Raw genomic sequence first — 15,845 nt, 5'->3', positions numbered from 1 at the left:
TTAGCCTCACCAAATCAATTCCGGAGCAGTCCGGTGCGTTCAGATGGAGTTCAACATGCGGGTTCAAGGTCTGTCGCGGTTTCGCCGCGCAGTGGTGATCGGTGCAGCAGCTGCGCTGGCGGTCGGCGTCGCCGGCTGCAGCAACTCCGAGGAGGCATCGTCCGAATCGTCGACGACAGCCGCGAGCTCGCAGACCCGTGTCTTCGAGGCGCAGAACGGATCCATCGAGATCCCGAGCGACCCGCAGCGGATCGTGGCCTGCGGATATGCGGTCCTGCCGCTGATTCAGGCGGGAGCGAACCTGGCTGCGGTATGTGAGTGGACCCGTGAACTCGGCAACATGGACGACAAGACCAAGGCCGCTTACGAAGCTTTGCCGAAGGTCGCGCCCGACGGCAACGTCTCCCAGCTCAATTACGAGGGGATCGTCGCTGCCGAGCCCGATCTGATCATCATGGGCGTTCCCGCTCGTGTCGAAAGTCAGCTGGACATGGCTCAGCTCAAGGCTGCCGCTCCCGTCGTCTTCCTGGGACCGACGGTTCCAGCGGACTGGCGAGTGCTGGGCGAGCAGTTCGCCGACGCCGCGAACGTCTCCGACACCTACGGAGAGTTCAAGGACGACTACGACGCCAAAACTGCCGAGCTGGCCGCGAAGTACAAGGACAAGCTCGGCGCGCTGAGCTTTGGCGGCGTGTGCAACGTCTGCAAGCCGGAGGCCGGCACCTTCTCACGCGAGTACGCGTCTTCGTACACGACGAATCTCTTCGACGGACTGGGGCTGCAGTTCCCCGGCACCCCCGCAGACCCGGCCGACATCCACGTCGAACAGGTATCCATCGAGAAGATCGGCGAGAATCTCGGAAATGTCGACGTGATCGTCTACGGCCTCAACGCCGACGGCTCGATGTCGCCCCAGTTGCAGGAGCTGGTCAATTCCGAGCTGTGGAAGGAATTGCCCGCAGTGAAGGCCGGCAACGTCGTCCAGGTCCGGCATTCGTTGGCCGCGACCTATCAGACGGCCCTTCTGACGCTGGATTCGATCGACGAGGGCCTGTCGAAGTTGCCCGCAAACCAGTAGTTCATCGACTGTGACTATGGCCTCTCGCCTGCCGGCGAGGGGCCACCTGCATATCCGGATGAGCAGGGCGGACAGCTCTCCGAACGGCGAGGACGCTTACCCGTCCCGGCTACCGGGGTTCTGTACGAACTGCGAACGCCCGATAGGGTGACCGGGTGCGTCCTACACTTGATTCCTACACTCATCTGGCCGGTGGCAAGGTCCGTGACCTTTACACGATCGACGACGAGCATCTGCTGCTTGTCGCGAGTGATCGGATCTCGGCCTACGACCACGTGCTCAGCACACCGATCCCGGACAAAGGCCGCGTTCTCACAGCGATGAGCGTGTTCTTCTTCAACGTCCTCGGTGGCACCAACCACCTGGCCGGCGAGCCCGACGACGATCGCATCCCGGAAGAGGTTCTCGGCCGCGCCCTCGTCGTGCGCTCCCTCGACATGGTTCCCGTCGAATGCGTCGTCCGTGGCTTCCTCACCGGCTCCGGCCTGGTCGATTACAACAACACCGGAGCAGTGTGCGGCGTCGCGTTGCCCGAGGGCCTCGTCGAGGCGTCGCGGCTGCCCGATCCCATCTTCACCCCGGCGTCCAAGGCTGCCCTCGGCGATCACGACGAGAACATCAGCTTCGATCAGGTAGTGGAGAAGGTGGGTCAGAAGCTGGCAGTCCAGCTTCGTGAGGACACCCTCGACGTCTACGCCCGCGCCTCCAACTTCGCGGCCGATCGCGGAATCATCCTGGCGGACACCAAGCTCGAATTCGGCCTCGACTCCGGTGGAAACCTGGTACTCGCCGACGAGGTGCTCACCCCGGACTCCTCGCGCTACTGGCCTCTCGAAGGCTACGAAGCGGGCAAGGTGCAGCCCAGTTTCGACAAGCAGTTCGTTCGCGACTGGCTCACGAGCCCCGAATCGGGTTGGGATCGAAGCTCGGACACGACACCTCCGCCGTTGCCGCAGGAGATCGTCGACGCGACTCGTGCCCGGTACATCGAGGCGTACGAACGCATTTCCGGGTTGTCCTTCGACGATTGGGTCGGTCCCAGCGCATGAGTCTGATCCCGCCGGTCGCAAAGAAGGTCCCCGTCGAACGTACCCATCACGGACACACGTTCGTCGATGACTACGAGTGGCTGCGGGACAAGGACAACGCCGAGGTAGTCGCGTACCTCGAAGCCGAGAACGCGTACACCGACGAGCAGACGGCCGCTCTCGAGCCGTTGCGCGAGAAGATCTTCCAGGAGATCAAGTCGCGGACGCAGGAAACCGACATGTCGGTGCCCACTCGCATGGGTAAGTGGTGGTACTACTCGCGCAGTGTGGAAGGTAAGTCGTACACCGTCCAGTGCCGGTGTCCCATTGCCGGTGAAGACGACTGGACTCCGCCCAACCTGACGCCTGGCGTCGAGTTGGCCGGTGAGCAGATCCTCATGGACGGCAACGTCGAAGCCGAAGGGCACGAGTTCTTTTCGCTCGGGGCGTTCTCCATCAGCGAGGACGGCACGTTGCTCGCGTACTCGGTGGACATCGTCGGAGACGAGCGGTACACCTTGCGGTTCAAGAACCTCGAGACCGGAGAGATGCTCGCCGACGAGATTCCCGACACCGCACCTGGTGCCACCTGGGCGATCGATCACAGTCACGTCTTCTACATGACCGTCGACGACTCCTGGCGCCCGGACACCGTGTGGCGTCACAAGCTGGGAACGCCGCAGAGCCAAGATGTTTCGGTGTTCCACGAGCCCGACGAACGGTACTGGGTTTCGGTGGGGTCGACCCGCAGCGAGAAGTACCTGATGATCTGGGTCGGTTCCAAGGTGACCAGCGAAGGCTGGATGCTGGAATCGGCGAACCCGGAAGGCGACTTCCGCGTCATCATCCCGCGCCGCGAGGGCGTCGAGTACGGGGCCGAACACGCGGTGATCGGGGGAGAGGATCGCTTTCTCATTCTCCACAACGACGTCGTCGACGGCGTCAAGGCCGAGAACTTCGTGTTGGTGGAAGCTCCCGTGTCGGATCCGACGAACATGACGACGCTGATCGAGCACAGCGCGGACGTTCGTCTGGAAGAAGCCGAAGCCTTTGCCGGACACCTCGTGCTGAGCTACCGTCGCGAGGCGCTCACTCGGGTTGCCGTGTGGCCGTTGACCGCCGACGGCTACGGTGAGCGTCACGAGATCGACTTCGACGAAGAACTCTTCAGCATCGGTATGGGGTCCAACCCGGAATGGGCGCAGCCCACCATCCGGCTCGGATTCACGTCGTTCATCACTCCCGGGCAGGTGTACGACTACTACGTCGCCAGTGGTGAACTGGCACTGCGTAAGTCGCAGCCCGTTCTCGGTGACTTCGACGCGAGCAACTACGAGCAGCGTCGCGACTGGGCAGTGGCCGACGACGGCACCCGCATTCCGCTCTCGATCGTCAGGCGCGTCGGTGCGCCCGAAGGTCCCGCGCCGCTGTTGTTGTACGGCTACGGTTCCTACGAGGCGAGCATCGACCCGTCGTTCTCGGTTGCCCGCTTGTCCTTGCTCGATCGCGGTGTCGTCTTCGTCGTCGCACACGTGCGCGGCGGCGGCGAGATGGGCCGTCACTGGTACGAAAACGGCAAGACGCTCACCAAGAAGAACACCTTCACCGATTTCGTTTCCTGCGCACAGCATTTGATCGACACCGGTGTCACGTCGGCCGATCGAATGGTCGCCGACGGTGGTAGTGCGGGTGGACTGCTGATGGGCGCCGTCGCCAACCTCGCTCCGGAACTGTTCGCCGGCATCCTCGCCAACGTTCCGTTTGTCGACCCGCTGACGTCGATTCTCGACCCGTCGCTGCCGTTGACGGTCATCGAGTGGGACGAATGGGGAGATCCGCTGCACAACAAGGATGTCTACGACTACATGCGCTCGTACAGCCCGTACGAGAACGTGGAAGCCAAGGACTATCCCGCCATTCTTGCGATCACGAGCATCAACGACACCCGCGTTCTGTACGTGGAGCCGGCCAAGTGGGTTGCAAAACTGCGCGCCACGAAGACCGGTGACGCTCCGCTACTTCTCAAGACCGAGATGAGCGCCGGACACGGCGGTGTCAGCGGTCGCTACGAGAAGTGGAAAGAGGTCGCGTTCGAGTTCGCCTGGGTTCTGGATACCGTGGGCGCGAACTAGCTTCTGCACCAATCAGGTTCGGTGACCCTCAGGTTCGGTGACAAGTCAGGTTCTGCGGTAACGAACCTGAGGGCGTCCAGCCCGCCCGTACTCGGTCTCCCGGGTGAGCATGCCGTCGTCTGCCAGCTTTTCCAGGTAGCGCCAGGCTGTCACCCGGGACACTCCGACCGACGCTGCCACCTCGGCCGCAGTCACGGGACCTTCCGAATCCCGAACAGATGCAGCGACAAGTCCGAGCGTTTGAGATGCAAAGCCTTTCGGCGCCGCTGCTCGATCGTCGGACGTTCGTAGTGCGGACATCGCTCGGTCGATGTCGTGTTGGCTGACCGCAGACTCTCCAGCGGGCAGGGCAGCACGATATTCGAGGTAGCGCTCGAGCTTGTCGCGGAACGCTGCGAAGGTGAACGGCTTGAGGAGATAGAGGACGATCCCGCGAGCCACGGCGCTTCGAACCACCTCGAGATCGCGCGCCGAGGTGACCGCGATGATGTCCGGACTCGGGCGCAACCCGCCGAGGGCGGAAGCCACGTCGAGACCGCTGGCGTCGGGCAAACCGATGTCGAGCAGGACCAGGTCGATGGGCTGGTCGGTGGCGTTGGCCGCCGTAACTGCACGCACGGCGGCGTTCCCGGAATGAACCACGCCGTGGACCACGAACTCCGGCACACGCTCGACGTACGAACGGTGCGCCTGCGCGATCAACGGTTCGTCGTCGACTATCAGTACACGAATCATCGCGGTGTTTCCGCCTCGCGCAGAGGTATGCGGACTACCAGCATCGAGCCCATCGCCGGTTCACTGGTGAGCGTGCCGCCGTGCCGTTTCACCACTTGCGAGACGAGCGCGAGACCGAGTCCGCGAGAGCCGGATTTTGTGGAGTAGCCACGGCCCTTGGCCTTTTCGAGTGCTTCGGGTGTCATTCCCGGGCCGCTGTCGGCGACGGCAACAACCATCATCGAATCCTCTTCCATTACCGTCACTTCCACCCACGGAGACTCGCTCGCGCGCGATGCGTCAATAGCATTGTCCACGAGATTGCCGACCAGCGTGACCAACTCGCGTGCATTGAGCGAAGGAACCGGACCGAGCGCAGTGTCTTCCGTGATGGTCAGGTCGACACCGCGTTCGGTCGCTTCGCTCATCTTGCCGAGCAGTAGTGCGGCCAGTGCCGGCTCGTGGACCGCATTCATCAGACGATCTATCAGCTGTTGAGACACCCGCAATTCATTGGTGGCGAAGGCCACTGCGTCGTCGTTTCGCCCCAACTCGACCATCGTGATGATCGTGTGCAGACGATTTGCACTCTCGTGGGCTTGCGATCGAAGCGACTCGGCAAAACTACGTACCGAATCCAATTCCCCGAGTACGTTCTGCAGTTCGGTGTGATCGCGAATTGTCAGCACAGTGCCAATTCTGTTGCCCTCCCACTCAACCGGGTGTTGGTTGACCACCAGCACACGCTTGTCGGTGAGGTGCACTTGATCTTTTGCGGGAGAGGCATCGTCGACCCGCATGGTCTCGGGGATGGATGAAAGTGGCACGGGCCCTTCCGGTAGATCGAGGAGGCGACGTGCTTCGTCGTTGACGATATCCACTCGCGCATCGTTGCTTCGGCCTCGCCCGATCACCACCAAGCCCTCACCGATGCTGTGCAGGACGGCGTCGTGGTGTTCGTACATGGTGCGGAGTTCGTCCGGCGCCATCCCCAGGGTCTGTCGCCTGATACGCCGACTCACCAGAAGTGAACTCAGGAGGGCGGCAAGTAGACCGCCGCCGGCAACGAACAGGATGACCGGAACACTTTGGGCGAACTGCTTGCTGATCTGCTCGCGCGTGACACCGGCGGAAACCAGACCGACCAGGGTTCCACCGGAATCGTAAACCGGAGTGACTGCGCGGATCGACGGCCCCAGCGACCCGGCGTACGTCTCCGTGAAGGTCGCGCCGGCGAGTGCGCGGTCGATGTTCCCGGTGAACAGTTGGCCGATCAGTTCCGGGCTCGTGTGTGTGAACCGAGTGCGATCCGGCGCCATCACCACGATGAAATCGACGCCGGTTGCCTGTCGGATTTTCTCGGTCTGTGGTTGCAGAATCGCAGTCGGGTCCGGACTCTTCAGGGCCGCCGCTGTCGAATCCGACAGGGCGAGAGTCTGCGCTATCGAGCTCACCTGCCTGCGGATCGCGTCATCGCTGTCGCGGCGTTCGTCGACAACCGCGAGCGCAGCCCCCACGCCGATGACCAGCGCCAACAACGCCAATTGCAGGATCAGGATCTGCCTGGCGACGCTCATACGTCGGCCGGTCTTTCGTTCGACCATCGAGCGCCTCCTGAACGTAATGAACACAAACTTCCGGGCCCACCTGTTTGCAACAAGAATTCTCCACGACTCGAAGTGATCCCGATCACTTCACAGATATCCGATCCAAAGGACACCCCATGAGCAGCACGGCAACAGGGACAGTAGACGGTTCCCCACAGCCCGAGGGCACCAAGGCAAAGCGCGACAAGACGCATTGGCTCTACATGAGCGTCATCGTCGCGGTCATCGGCGGCATCCTCGTCGGTTGGCTCGCACCCGAGTTCGGTAAGTCCGTCGGTGTACTCGGCACGTTGTTCGTCAGCCTGATCAAGATGATGATCAGCCCGGTCATCTTCTGCACCATCGTGCTCGGCATCGGCTCGGTTCGAGCTGCGGCCAAGGTCGGCAAGGTCGGCGGCCTCGCACTCGCCTACTTCATCGGGATGTCCACCATCGCACTCGCGATCGGCCTGGGCGTCGGCAACCTGCTCAACCCGGGCAGTGGCCTGAACATCACGCCCAACGCGGCCTCCGTGGCCAAGCTTGCAGATCAGGCCCACAGCGCGGGCGGTACCTGGGACTTCATCGCGTCCATCATTCCGACGTCGATGCTGTCCTCCCTCACAGCCGGCAGCGTGCTGCAGACTCTGTTCGTCGCCCTTCTGGTCGGCTTCGCGATCCAGTCGCTCGGCAAGTCGGGTGAACCGATTCTCAAGGCCGTCGGATACATTCAGAAGCTCGTGTTCAAGATCCTGACGATGATCCTCTGGCTTGCCCCGATCGGTGCTTTCGGTGCCATCGCCAGCGTCGTCGGCCAGACCGGTTTGAACGCCGTCGTTCAGCTCGGAACCCTGATGATCGGCTTCTACCTGACCTGCCTGATCTTCGTCTTCGGTGTTCTCGGAACCCTGCTGCGCGCCGTCACCGGATTCAACATCTTCAAGCTGGTCAAGTACTTGGCCCGTGAGTACCTGCTCATCTTCGCCACCTCGTCCTCCGAATCGGCACTGCCGCGTCTGATCGCCAAGATGGAGCACGTGGGCGTCGAGCGCACCACGGTAGGCATCGTCGTTCCCACCGGCTACTCGTTCAACCTCGACGGCACCGCGATCTACCTGACGATGGCGTCGATCTTCATTGCCGACGCCATGGGACAGCCGCTCGGTTTCGGTGAGCAGCTCTCGCTGCTGGTGTTCATGATCATCGCCTCCAAGGGCGCTGCCGGAGTCAGCGGCGCCGGCCTGGCCACGCTGGCCGGTGGTCTGCAGAGCCACCGCCCCGAGCTTCTCGACGGCGTCGGGCTCATCGTCGGAATCGACCGCTTCATGTCGGAAGCGCGAGCAATCACCAACTTCTCGGGCAACGCTGTCGCGACTCTCCTGGTCGGCGCGTGGACCAAGACGATCGACAAGGAACGCGTCGTCGAGGTGCTCGACGGCAAGATCCCGTTCAACGAGGCCACGATGCTCGACGACGAGGACGAAGAAGAGCAGCACAAACTCGAAACGGTTCCGACCGGCACCAAGCAGTCGTTTGTGAGCCATCACTAGATCCGTCCGCTCTGCTGAACGTTTGACCGCACAGCAGGCGCGGAACCCGATCTACGATCAGTGATCCTGGTCGGAACGATGAAAGAGACCGCCGCACCAACCGTGCGACGGTCTCTTTCTGTTCGTGGGTGCTATGTGTACCAGGTCGGTTCGGGAATCTCGCCGGTCAGATAGCGGCTACCGACTTCACGGCGCTTGTACGCGAGCGGATCGTGAAGGGTATGCGTCCGGATGTTGCGCCAGTAGATGTCCAAGCCCACGTCGTTGGACGTGGCTCTGGCACCCGTCAGTTCGAAGATCTTGTTGCTGATCTCCAAGGACACGTCGGCGGCGCGAAGTTTTGCGGCCGCGATCCGTACGGCAAGATCGCCGCGAGCCTGCTCGGTGAGGTTTTCGCGAGCGTCGTGGAGCACGGTGTCGGCCTCACGGCTGACCTGATCCACGAAGGCCTCCGCTGCCCACAGCTTGGATTGCAAGTCACCGTAGCCCTCACGGAGGTACCACTCGTCCGTTGCGATTTCGCGGTTGTCACCGCCGTACGGCCATGGACGCGTACGGGTTCGGGTGTACTCGGCCGCAGTGTCCAGTGCGCCACGGGCGATCCCGAGGTAGAAGTTCGCGAACACGATCTCGATGGCCGGGAAGTTCAGGGTGTTGTAGACCAGCGGTTGGAATTCCTTGTCGACAAAGCCTGCCGCGCTTGCCCAGTCGACCTCGACGTCGTTGATCTCGACACTGCCGGAATCGGTGAGGCGCTGCCCGAGGTTGTCCCAGTCTCCGCGGAAGACTATGCCGTCCTGAGCGGTCGGCACGATCGCGAACACATGCGTCGCAGTTCCGTCGATGATTCCCTCGAGCACCGTGAGGTCGGTGACTCGTCCTCCGGTGGAAAACGACTTCACACCGTTGAACACCAGGTTGTCTCCGCGGTCCACGACGGTGAGGTCGGTGTCTCGAGGATTCACCGCGCCACCGAAGAAGAATCGGTTGCTCGTGTACAGCTCCTCGACAGCGGAGATCTGCGGATCGGTACCGACCAATCTGGCTGCCCACGCCCACAGGTAGTGATACCCGAGCAGTTGTCCGATGGAGCCGTCGGCGCGCGCGATCTCCCGAATCACCTTGTAGGCGGTCTCCCATCGCTGCCCACCGCCGCCGAACTCGACCGGGCCCAGGAGCGTCACCAGACCACTGTCCTTGAGCAGCTGGACTTCTCGGAACGGTGGTTCGCCGGCTCGGTCGCGGGCGAGTGCGTCGGCGGCAAGGATGTTGCTCACCTCGCGTGCGCGCTCGATCCAACCCTCGGATGTGTCGGGGACGCCGACGAAGACTTCGGTTTCACTGGTCACGGTCATGCCTGTTCATCCTTTTCGGTCGGTGCAGTCCCGATGGCCCACACGTAAATCGGTTCGGTTCCGTTGATTTCGTAGTCGCCGACAACTTTGGATTTGAAGACGACCGGGTTGTGGCTGGCGACGGTGCGGGCATTGCGCCAGAATCGATCGAGATCGAGGTCGCGGCTCACTCCGGAAGCGCCGAGCGCGTCGAAGATCTTGGCGGTGGCCGGCACGACGAGTCCGATCGAGGCGACTTGTCCTCGCCCCGAATCGATTTCGGCCGCAATGTTGGCCGCCTTCTCTTCCTCGGGCGACCCCGAGAATGCGGCTTCGTAAGCCCATTGGGACGTCTGCGCTGCGTGCACTGCAACGGCCTCGGCGGCATAGGCAGCTGAGGAGACCTCGCCGACCACTTGCTGAATCTGCGAATCCTGCGCGTATCTCGGTGCGTTGCCGTGACTGAAGGTTCGAGTACGAGCGGCAACTCGGCGAGAGATCTCGGTCGTCGCGGCCTTGGCAATGCCGGCGAGGGTGGCGAGATGGAACAGTTGGTAGAACGCGGTCTGATATTTGAAACGCGTCGAGAAGTCGAAGATGTTCTCCGGCTGGACAATCGCATTCTCGTAGATCGACGAACCGGAGCCCGTCGTCTGCTGGCCGAACCCGTTCCAGTCGTCGCTGTGCGTGACTCCGGGTTGTCTCGCTTCCACTGCGGCGATTACGAATGCGCCGGTGTCGGTGCGTTGTGAGTACAGGTCGATCCAATCGGCGAAAATGGAACCCGTGCTGTAGAACTTTGCCCCGTTCGCCAGGAAGTGATCGGCGTCGGGCGCCGGTGAGACCTTGGTGTTGGCTTCACCCAGTGCAACGTCGCCGATCTCGGTCCACGCGTTTCCGACCAACTGTCCCTCTGCAAAGCGTCGGAGCCAGGTGTCACGTTCCGGTCCGGGATCGGCGACCAGTCGGTCTTCGACAAATGCGAAGTGTCCGCGTAGTGCCTGCGTGATGTTGGAATCGGCACTCGACAGTTCGACCAACAAGCGGATCAGCTGAGGGATGCTCGCGCCGGACCCACCGTGTGTCGTCGGCACCCGAACGGCGCCGAAGCCTGCTTTCTTGAGTGCATCGATCTGTTGAAAGGGAAGGACATGATCGCGTTCGCGTTCCACGACGCTTTGTGCGATGTCCGCGAAGATCGGACGGAATTTCTCTGCCAACGTTTCGTAGTCGACCTCACTCTTGATCGGATCTGCAGACCGGGAAACGGCATTCGGCGTCAGTGCGGTGGTCATGGGAAGAATGCAAGCTGTAATCACCAGGGGCGTCGATCCTTCATCGCGACCTGATTCGAAGTGTTGTCAGTCCGCGCAAATCTCGGTTCGATGGCCTGCCGGGCAGTCGCAGCGGAATCGAGTGGTCAGTGCGGTTGCTCGAGAAGGTGCTCGACGGTCCATCCACTCCATTCGACCGTTCCCCCGGAACCACAATCATGTCGGAACGGCTGCCCGGGAGGACCGGGCCGGACGACCACGCGAAAGTCTCTCTCCTCCAACCGAAGATCGACGGTCGTGCGTTCTCCGTCGACGCTCTCGGTGATGCTCTCGAGTGCATCCGTTGCGACGATGTCGGTGGCGCGTCGGACGGCGTGCTCGGCGGCCTGAGCGGCCTGCGACAGTGCCGCCCGGCCGCGCAGGTGAGTCACCGCCAGTTCTCCGTTCAAGTACTTCTCGACTGCGTCCGTGGCGGAGTCGCCGTCCAGCCGACTGAAATAGACTGCGGCGGGCCACGCAATCATGTTGGCCGCGAAACGGTCTCCGCCGATGTGACTGCATTCCCACACGTCCGCGATCCCGGCAACGTCCAGTGCCGACACCACCGGACGGCCGAGTTCCGCGCAGCACGCATCCTTTTTTCCATGTGTGCACACTGCGAAGAGTGGTTCCGTGCGGGAGCGGCCGAAGTCGGGTTCCACTCCCGCGGCCATCGATTCGAACGGCAGTACCGACAGATCCTCGTATCGGTCCACCGACCCTTCGCGCATCCACTGGCGGGTGCCGTCCGTCCACGCGAGTACACACGTCGGCGTGAGAACCCGGCGGTTGCGGGTCCGCCGGATCACCACGAGGCGGATACGGCCCTGCGCTGCGTAGATCTTTTCGGTGAGCGCGACGGGGAGAACGTCGTCGGGGGCGGACGCCGGCCAGGGGCCGGGGTGCTCGATCAACACCCACAGATGTGTCGTTCCGGCGCGACCGATCATCGGTTCGCCTGCAGTTGACGACTGCCGTGTACAGGCGTGAGGGCGTCGACTGGTTTGTGGATTGGCGACAAATTCCGAAAGGCACTGCATTGATGCCTTCCCCAGGACACCGTCGCCGTGGCAGGGAAGGGAAGACATGATGAGGCTCCAGTCTCGTAGGTTAGGCTCACCAGACTATTGGATGGTGAATCCTTTGCTCAGCCGTGGTGAATGCCCGTGGCTGTGACGGTCGGAAGCAGTCGGTAACAGGAGTGTTGGGAATGAAACGCAGTAACTCGCGGACGAAGTACGTGCTGGGTGGTTTTGTTCTCGCCGCCGTCGTGGCAACGACAACGGCGTGTGGAAGTGACGACACGACGGATACCGGCAGTCAGTCTGCCGACACCGTGCACGCGGTCACCCACGCCCGCGGAACCACCGACGTCCCGATGGATCCGCAGCGAGTTGTCGTGCTCGAGCCGGTTCAGCTCGACACGTCGGTAGCGCTGGGCGTGATCCCCGTGGGCACCGCGGTACTGAGCGAGACGACCGGTGTTCCCGCGTACCTCGGTGAGGAGGCCGCGGAGATCGAGATGGTCGGCACCGTCGCGGCACCGAACCTCGAGAAGATCGTCGCCCTGAGCCCGGACCTGATCATCGGAACGGAAACACGGCACGGTGATCTGTACGAGCAGCTCGCTGCCATCGCGCCGACCGTCTACATGGCAACCCAGACCGATCCGTGGCAGGACAACGTCCAGTTCGTCGCAGAGGCGTTGAACAAGACCGATCAGGCAGGCGAACTGCTCGGCGACTACACGGCACGCTGCGAGGAAGTGGCCGGCAAGCACAGCACCGAGGGCAAGACCGCTCAGCTCATCCGCCCACGCGACGACGTTCTGACGCTGTACGGGCCCACCTCGTTTGCCGGAAGCACTCTCGAATGCGCGGGACTCACGATTCCGGCACGCGACTGGGAGAACTCGATCTCCGTCGACCTCTCCCCGGAATTCGTCTCCGGAGCCAACGCCGACCTCATCCTGGTGACCTCCGCGAAACCGGCCGATGCAAGCACGATGCCGAAGGCCGTGGCGGACAACGCCGGACTCTTCCCGAACCCGCATCTGGTCGACATGTCCTACTGGATCACCGGCGTCGGACCGCTCGGCGGCCTCACCGTCCTCGACGACCTCGATCGCATTCTCGGAGCGTCGACGTAGCAGCGGACAAGAGTCGCTAAGTTGGAGCCTATGACAACTCCAGTACAGAACATCGCGATCAACACCCTCGGTGGCGTGCCCACCTCGTTGGGTGAATACGACGGCCGCGCCGTCCTCGTCGTCAACGTGGCATCCAAGTGTGGGCTGACCCCGCAGTACTCGGCGCTCGAGAAGCTGGCCGGCGAGTACGCGGATCGCGGTCTGACCGTGATCGGCATCCCGTGCAACCAGTTCATGGGGCAGGAACCGGGTACCGCCGAAGAGATCGAGACGTTCTGCTCCACCACTTACGGCGTCACGTTCCCGCTTCTCGAGAAGATCGAGGTGAACGGCGAAAACCAGCATCCGCTGTATGCCGAGCTCACCAAGGCGGCCGACGCCGAAGGCACTGCGGGAGACGTTCAGTGGAACTTCGAGAAGTTCCTGATCGGACCGGACGGCACCGTCGTCAACCGCTTCCGTCCGCGGACCGAGCCTGACGCACCCGAGGTCGTCGCCGCGATCGAAGCTGCGCTTCCGAAGAATTAGTAGCTGCGCTTCCGAAGAATTGGTAGCTGCGCTTCCCGAGAACTGGTAGCTGCGCTGAAAACTGCCGCCGGATGATCATCCGGCGGCAGTGTGCTGTTCACCCACAGCTGCCACTATCGGAGTATGTCCGCAGAACTGATCGTGTCGGTATCCGGAATCAGAGACGAGACATGTTATCTCGCTGCCGGATTCGCTGACGAGATGGACGCTCGAGGTGTCCGCCTGTCGCTCCTGGTGGCGCCGCGACTGAAGGACAAATATCGACTGGCCGACGACGCGGTGACGACGGCTTGGCTGCGCGAGCGTCGTGAGCACGGCGACGCCATCGTTCTGCACGGCTACGACCAGGCCGCGACCAAGCGTCGTCGGGCCGAGTTCGCCACTCTGTCGAAGCACGAAGCAAAGCTGCGACTACTCGCTGCGGATCGAGTTCTCGAGCATGCCGGCCTTCGGACCCGGGTGTTCGCGCCGCCGCGCTGGGTGGCGTCGCCCGGTGCCATGTCGGTGTTGCCGGAGACGGGTTTTCGCACGATGGCAGGCCTCGGGGCAGTGCACGATCTGACCCGAGGCACCTTGCAGCGGGGACGGGTTTTCGGTATCGGCGAGGGCTTCAAGGCCGAGCCGTGGTGGTGTCGCGCATTGGTTCTCGGAGCCGGGCGCGCCGCCAAGCGTGGGGGACTGGTCAGATTGTCGATCACGGCCAAGCAGTTGGGAAACGAGGGCCCGAGGCAGGCAGTTCTCGACGCCGTCGACCTTGCACTCTTTCACGAAGCCACCTCGCAGGTGTATCGGTGGAACTCCCCGTCTCAGGAGCTCGGCGCTGCCTGAATTCGGTAGTTGGCAACTATTCGATAGCTACGAAATGGTGTCGTCTGTCCGGGTTGTCCGAGCGGGATAACTCTTCGCGTTTCTCACGTTTCTTGCTGGCAGTAGTGCAGAGTGGGTCAAATTTGCACAAAATGGACGTTGAATTCAAGTGTGGGGTCACCCAACTTCTTCGCTGCTAGAGTGCGTGCAGTTAATCTGCCGCTAGTAGATGGGTTGGGGTTTCACCATGCACGCACGAGTGCTCACCAAGTCGGCCAAAGGTCTTGTCGCTGTGACTGTGGGCGTGGTCGTCTGCGGTGCGGTCGTCCCGACGCTCGCGTCTGCCGCTCCGACCGGCGTGGTCCACACTCTGCCGACGGGAAGTATCGACGGCGGATCGAGTGGATCGAGTGACGGCGTCCGCACCGCGACCGTCGACGACGAAGGCGAGCAACTCACGTTGCGACTCCACAAGATGAATCTGCGGGGACCCGACTTCTCGATGGCTGTGCAAGAAAGCGGCGGCCAGCTTTCCCACGTGGTGATCCCGGCGCCCCGTTCGTACATCGGCAGCGTGGAAGGGCATCCGGACGCAATCGTCTCGGCCATCGTCGACTCCGCTGGAACACTGCGCGGACAGGTGATTTTCGATCGGGGCGCTTCGATCGAGTTCGTCGGATCGGACGTGGTCGGTCGCAGCACAGCGCCGATCGATGCGAAGCCGCAGTGGCCGACCGCCTCCATCGCGACGGCCTCGGCAGCAAACGTCGGCAAGACGGTGAAGCAGTTCGTGGTGGGGTTGGACCTGAGCGGCGAATGGTACTCCGCGCACGGTGAAGGCAGTCCCGCCGTCGCCCTGGACCGGGCCGAGGAATCCATGGCCAGAACCGCTGCGATCTGGATCAGAGACGTCGGAATCCGGCCGATCCTCGGTCGGGTCGTCCTTCGGGCAGATGCCGCCGACGATCCGTATTCGAGCAGTTGTGAAAACCTCGAGCAGTTGGAAGAACTGTGGTCCGATCAAGTCGGGACCAGCGTCGATCAGGCGACTGTCGTGTGCAAATCCGGTGGCGGAAATGCCTATTACTCGAAGTTCGAACTCGATCACAGCTACGCGCACGTCGGTGCCGAGCCCGATGGCACCTTCAGTCGCGTCCTCCGCCACGAGTTGGGCCACAACTTCTATGCCGACGACTATCACGGCGGTGGCGCCGAGGGATCGACCATCATGAACGGCAACGACCTCTCGCGCTTCGACGGCACCGAATTTGCTGCCATCGTCGATGCTGCGGATGTTGCCTCGGCTCGACTCGACGATGTCGGTCGGTACACGGCAAGTCCGATCCCGCCGTACGCCGCACTCGACACCGCGCGGGTCCGCTCAGGTGGCGCGGTCACCGTCGACGCCGTCGCGAATGATCATGACAGCAACGGAGATTCGATCAAGGTGACCGGCGTCGAGGCGACATCACTTCTCGGTGGCACGGTAAAGCTCGAAAACGGTGAAGTTGTGTTCGAGGCCGGAGCGAAGACAGGCACCGACAGGATTCTCTACACACTCACCGACGCAGCCGGCGGGACGAGCACCGGCTGGATCATCGTCGACGTGAGTGCGTGAGAACTGAA

Annotated in this window: 13 protein-coding genes; 8 read left to right on the top strand and 5 right to left on the bottom strand. The window is 62.5% G+C overall.

Translation table 11 applies throughout. From position 1 onward, the window contains the following. The first annotated feature begins 43 nt into the window (after nt 1–43). The 3 genes from ABWI03_RS11690 to ABWI03_RS11680 all read left to right on the top strand — a co-directional run bounded on the left by ABWI03_RS11690 (nt 44) and on the right by ABWI03_RS11680 (nt 4,238). Nucleotides 44–1,078 carry an ABC transporter substrate-binding protein gene (locus ABWI03_RS11690; RefSeq protein WP_124568777.1) on the top strand — a complete coding sequence of 345 codons (1,035 nt, stop codon included), beginning with the start codon at nt 44–46 and terminating at the stop codon, nt 1,076–1,078. A gap of 155 nt (nt 1,079–1,233) precedes the next feature. Further along, nucleotides 1,234–2,127: a phosphoribosylaminoimidazolesuccinocarboxamide synthase gene (locus ABWI03_RS11685; RefSeq protein ID WP_019747067.1), complete on the top strand. Its 894-nt coding sequence runs from the start codon at nt 1,234–1,236 to the stop codon at nt 2,125–2,127. Further along, nucleotides 2,124–4,238: a S9 family peptidase gene (locus tag ABWI03_RS11680; protein WP_095971420.1), complete on the top strand. Its 2,115-nt coding sequence runs from the start codon at nt 2,124–2,126 to the stop codon at nt 4,236–4,238. The genes ABWI03_RS11685 and ABWI03_RS11680 overlap by 4 nt, the downstream gene beginning before the upstream one ends. 45 nt (nt 4,239–4,283) lie before the next feature. Here ABWI03_RS11680 and ABWI03_RS11675 read toward each other — a convergent pair whose 3' ends face one another. Continuing rightward, entirely contained in the window at nt 4,284–4,973 is a 690-nt protein-coding gene (locus ABWI03_RS11675; RefSeq protein WP_003945570.1) for a response regulator, read from the bottom strand. Beyond that, nucleotides 4,970–6,556 (bottom strand): sensor histidine kinase, encoded by a 1,587-nt coding sequence (locus ABWI03_RS11670; RefSeq protein ID WP_166811578.1) that lies wholly within the window; start codon nt 6,554–6,556, stop codon nt 4,970–4,972. The genes ABWI03_RS11675 and ABWI03_RS11670 overlap by 4 nt, the downstream gene beginning before the upstream one ends. Nucleotides 6,557–6,675: 119 nt before the next feature. Between ABWI03_RS11670 and ABWI03_RS11665 the strand changes: the two genes are divergently transcribed. Beyond that, nucleotides 6,676–8,088, top strand: a complete 1,413-nt coding sequence (locus ABWI03_RS11665) for a cation:dicarboxylate symporter family transporter (RefSeq protein ID WP_298779389.1) — start codon at nt 6,676–6,678, stop codon at nt 8,086–8,088. A gap of 131 nt (nt 8,089–8,219) precedes the next feature. Here the strand turns inward: ABWI03_RS11665 and ABWI03_RS11660 are convergent, their stop codons facing one another. The 3 genes from ABWI03_RS11660 to ABWI03_RS11650 form a co-directional block, all read right to left on the bottom strand. Then, on the bottom strand, nt 8,220–9,443 hold the full coding sequence (locus ABWI03_RS11660) for an acyl-CoA dehydrogenase family protein (RefSeq protein ID WP_283376623.1): 1,224 nt from the start codon (nt 9,441–9,443) through the stop codon (nt 8,220–8,222). Further along, complete coding sequence (locus tag ABWI03_RS11655; RefSeq protein WP_283376624.1) at nt 9,440–10,717, bottom strand: acyl-CoA dehydrogenase family protein; 1,278 nt, start codon at nt 10,715–10,717, stop codon at nt 9,440–9,442. Before ABWI03_RS11655 ends, ABWI03_RS11660 begins: the two co-directional genes overlap by 4 nt. A 125-nt stretch (nt 10,718–10,842) precedes the next feature. Continuing rightward, complete coding sequence (locus ABWI03_RS11650; protein WP_283376625.1) at nt 10,843–11,685, bottom strand: sucrase ferredoxin; 843 nt, start codon at nt 11,683–11,685, stop codon at nt 10,843–10,845. Between the two features lie 260 nt (nt 11,686–11,945). On the opposite strand from ABWI03_RS11650, the gene ABWI03_RS11645 reads away from it, so the two are divergent. The 4 genes from ABWI03_RS11645 (at nt 11,946) to ABWI03_RS11630 (ending at nt 15,837) form a co-directional block, all read left to right on the top strand. After that, on the top strand, nt 11,946–12,884 hold the full coding sequence (locus tag ABWI03_RS11645) for an ABC transporter substrate-binding protein (RefSeq protein WP_124568775.1): 939 nt from the start codon (nt 11,946–11,948) through the stop codon (nt 12,882–12,884). Between the two features lie 30 nt (nt 12,885–12,914). Further along, nucleotides 12,915–13,412, top strand: coding sequence for a glutathione peroxidase (locus tag ABWI03_RS11640; protein WP_095971414.1), 498 nt, complete (start codon nt 12,915–12,917; stop codon nt 13,410–13,412). A gap of 123 nt (nt 13,413–13,535) precedes the next feature. Continuing rightward, nucleotides 13,536–14,240 (top strand): DUF2334 domain-containing protein, encoded by a 705-nt coding sequence (locus ABWI03_RS11635; protein WP_019747074.1) that lies wholly within the window; start codon nt 13,536–13,538, stop codon nt 14,238–14,240. Nucleotides 14,241–14,466: 226 nt separating this feature from the next. Next, complete coding sequence (locus ABWI03_RS11630; protein WP_283376626.1) at nt 14,467–15,837, top strand: Ig-like domain-containing protein; 1,371 nt, start codon at nt 14,467–14,469, stop codon at nt 15,835–15,837. The last annotated feature ends 8 nt before the right edge of the window (nt 15,838–15,845 follow it).

It is taken from the genome of Rhodococcus baikonurensis, assembly GCF_040489275.1.
Classification (GTDB): Bacteria; Actinomycetota; Actinomycetes; order Mycobacteriales; family Mycobacteriaceae; genus Rhodococcus_F; species Rhodococcus_F baikonurensis.
This window is presented reverse-complemented; position numbering and strand designations above follow the sequence as displayed.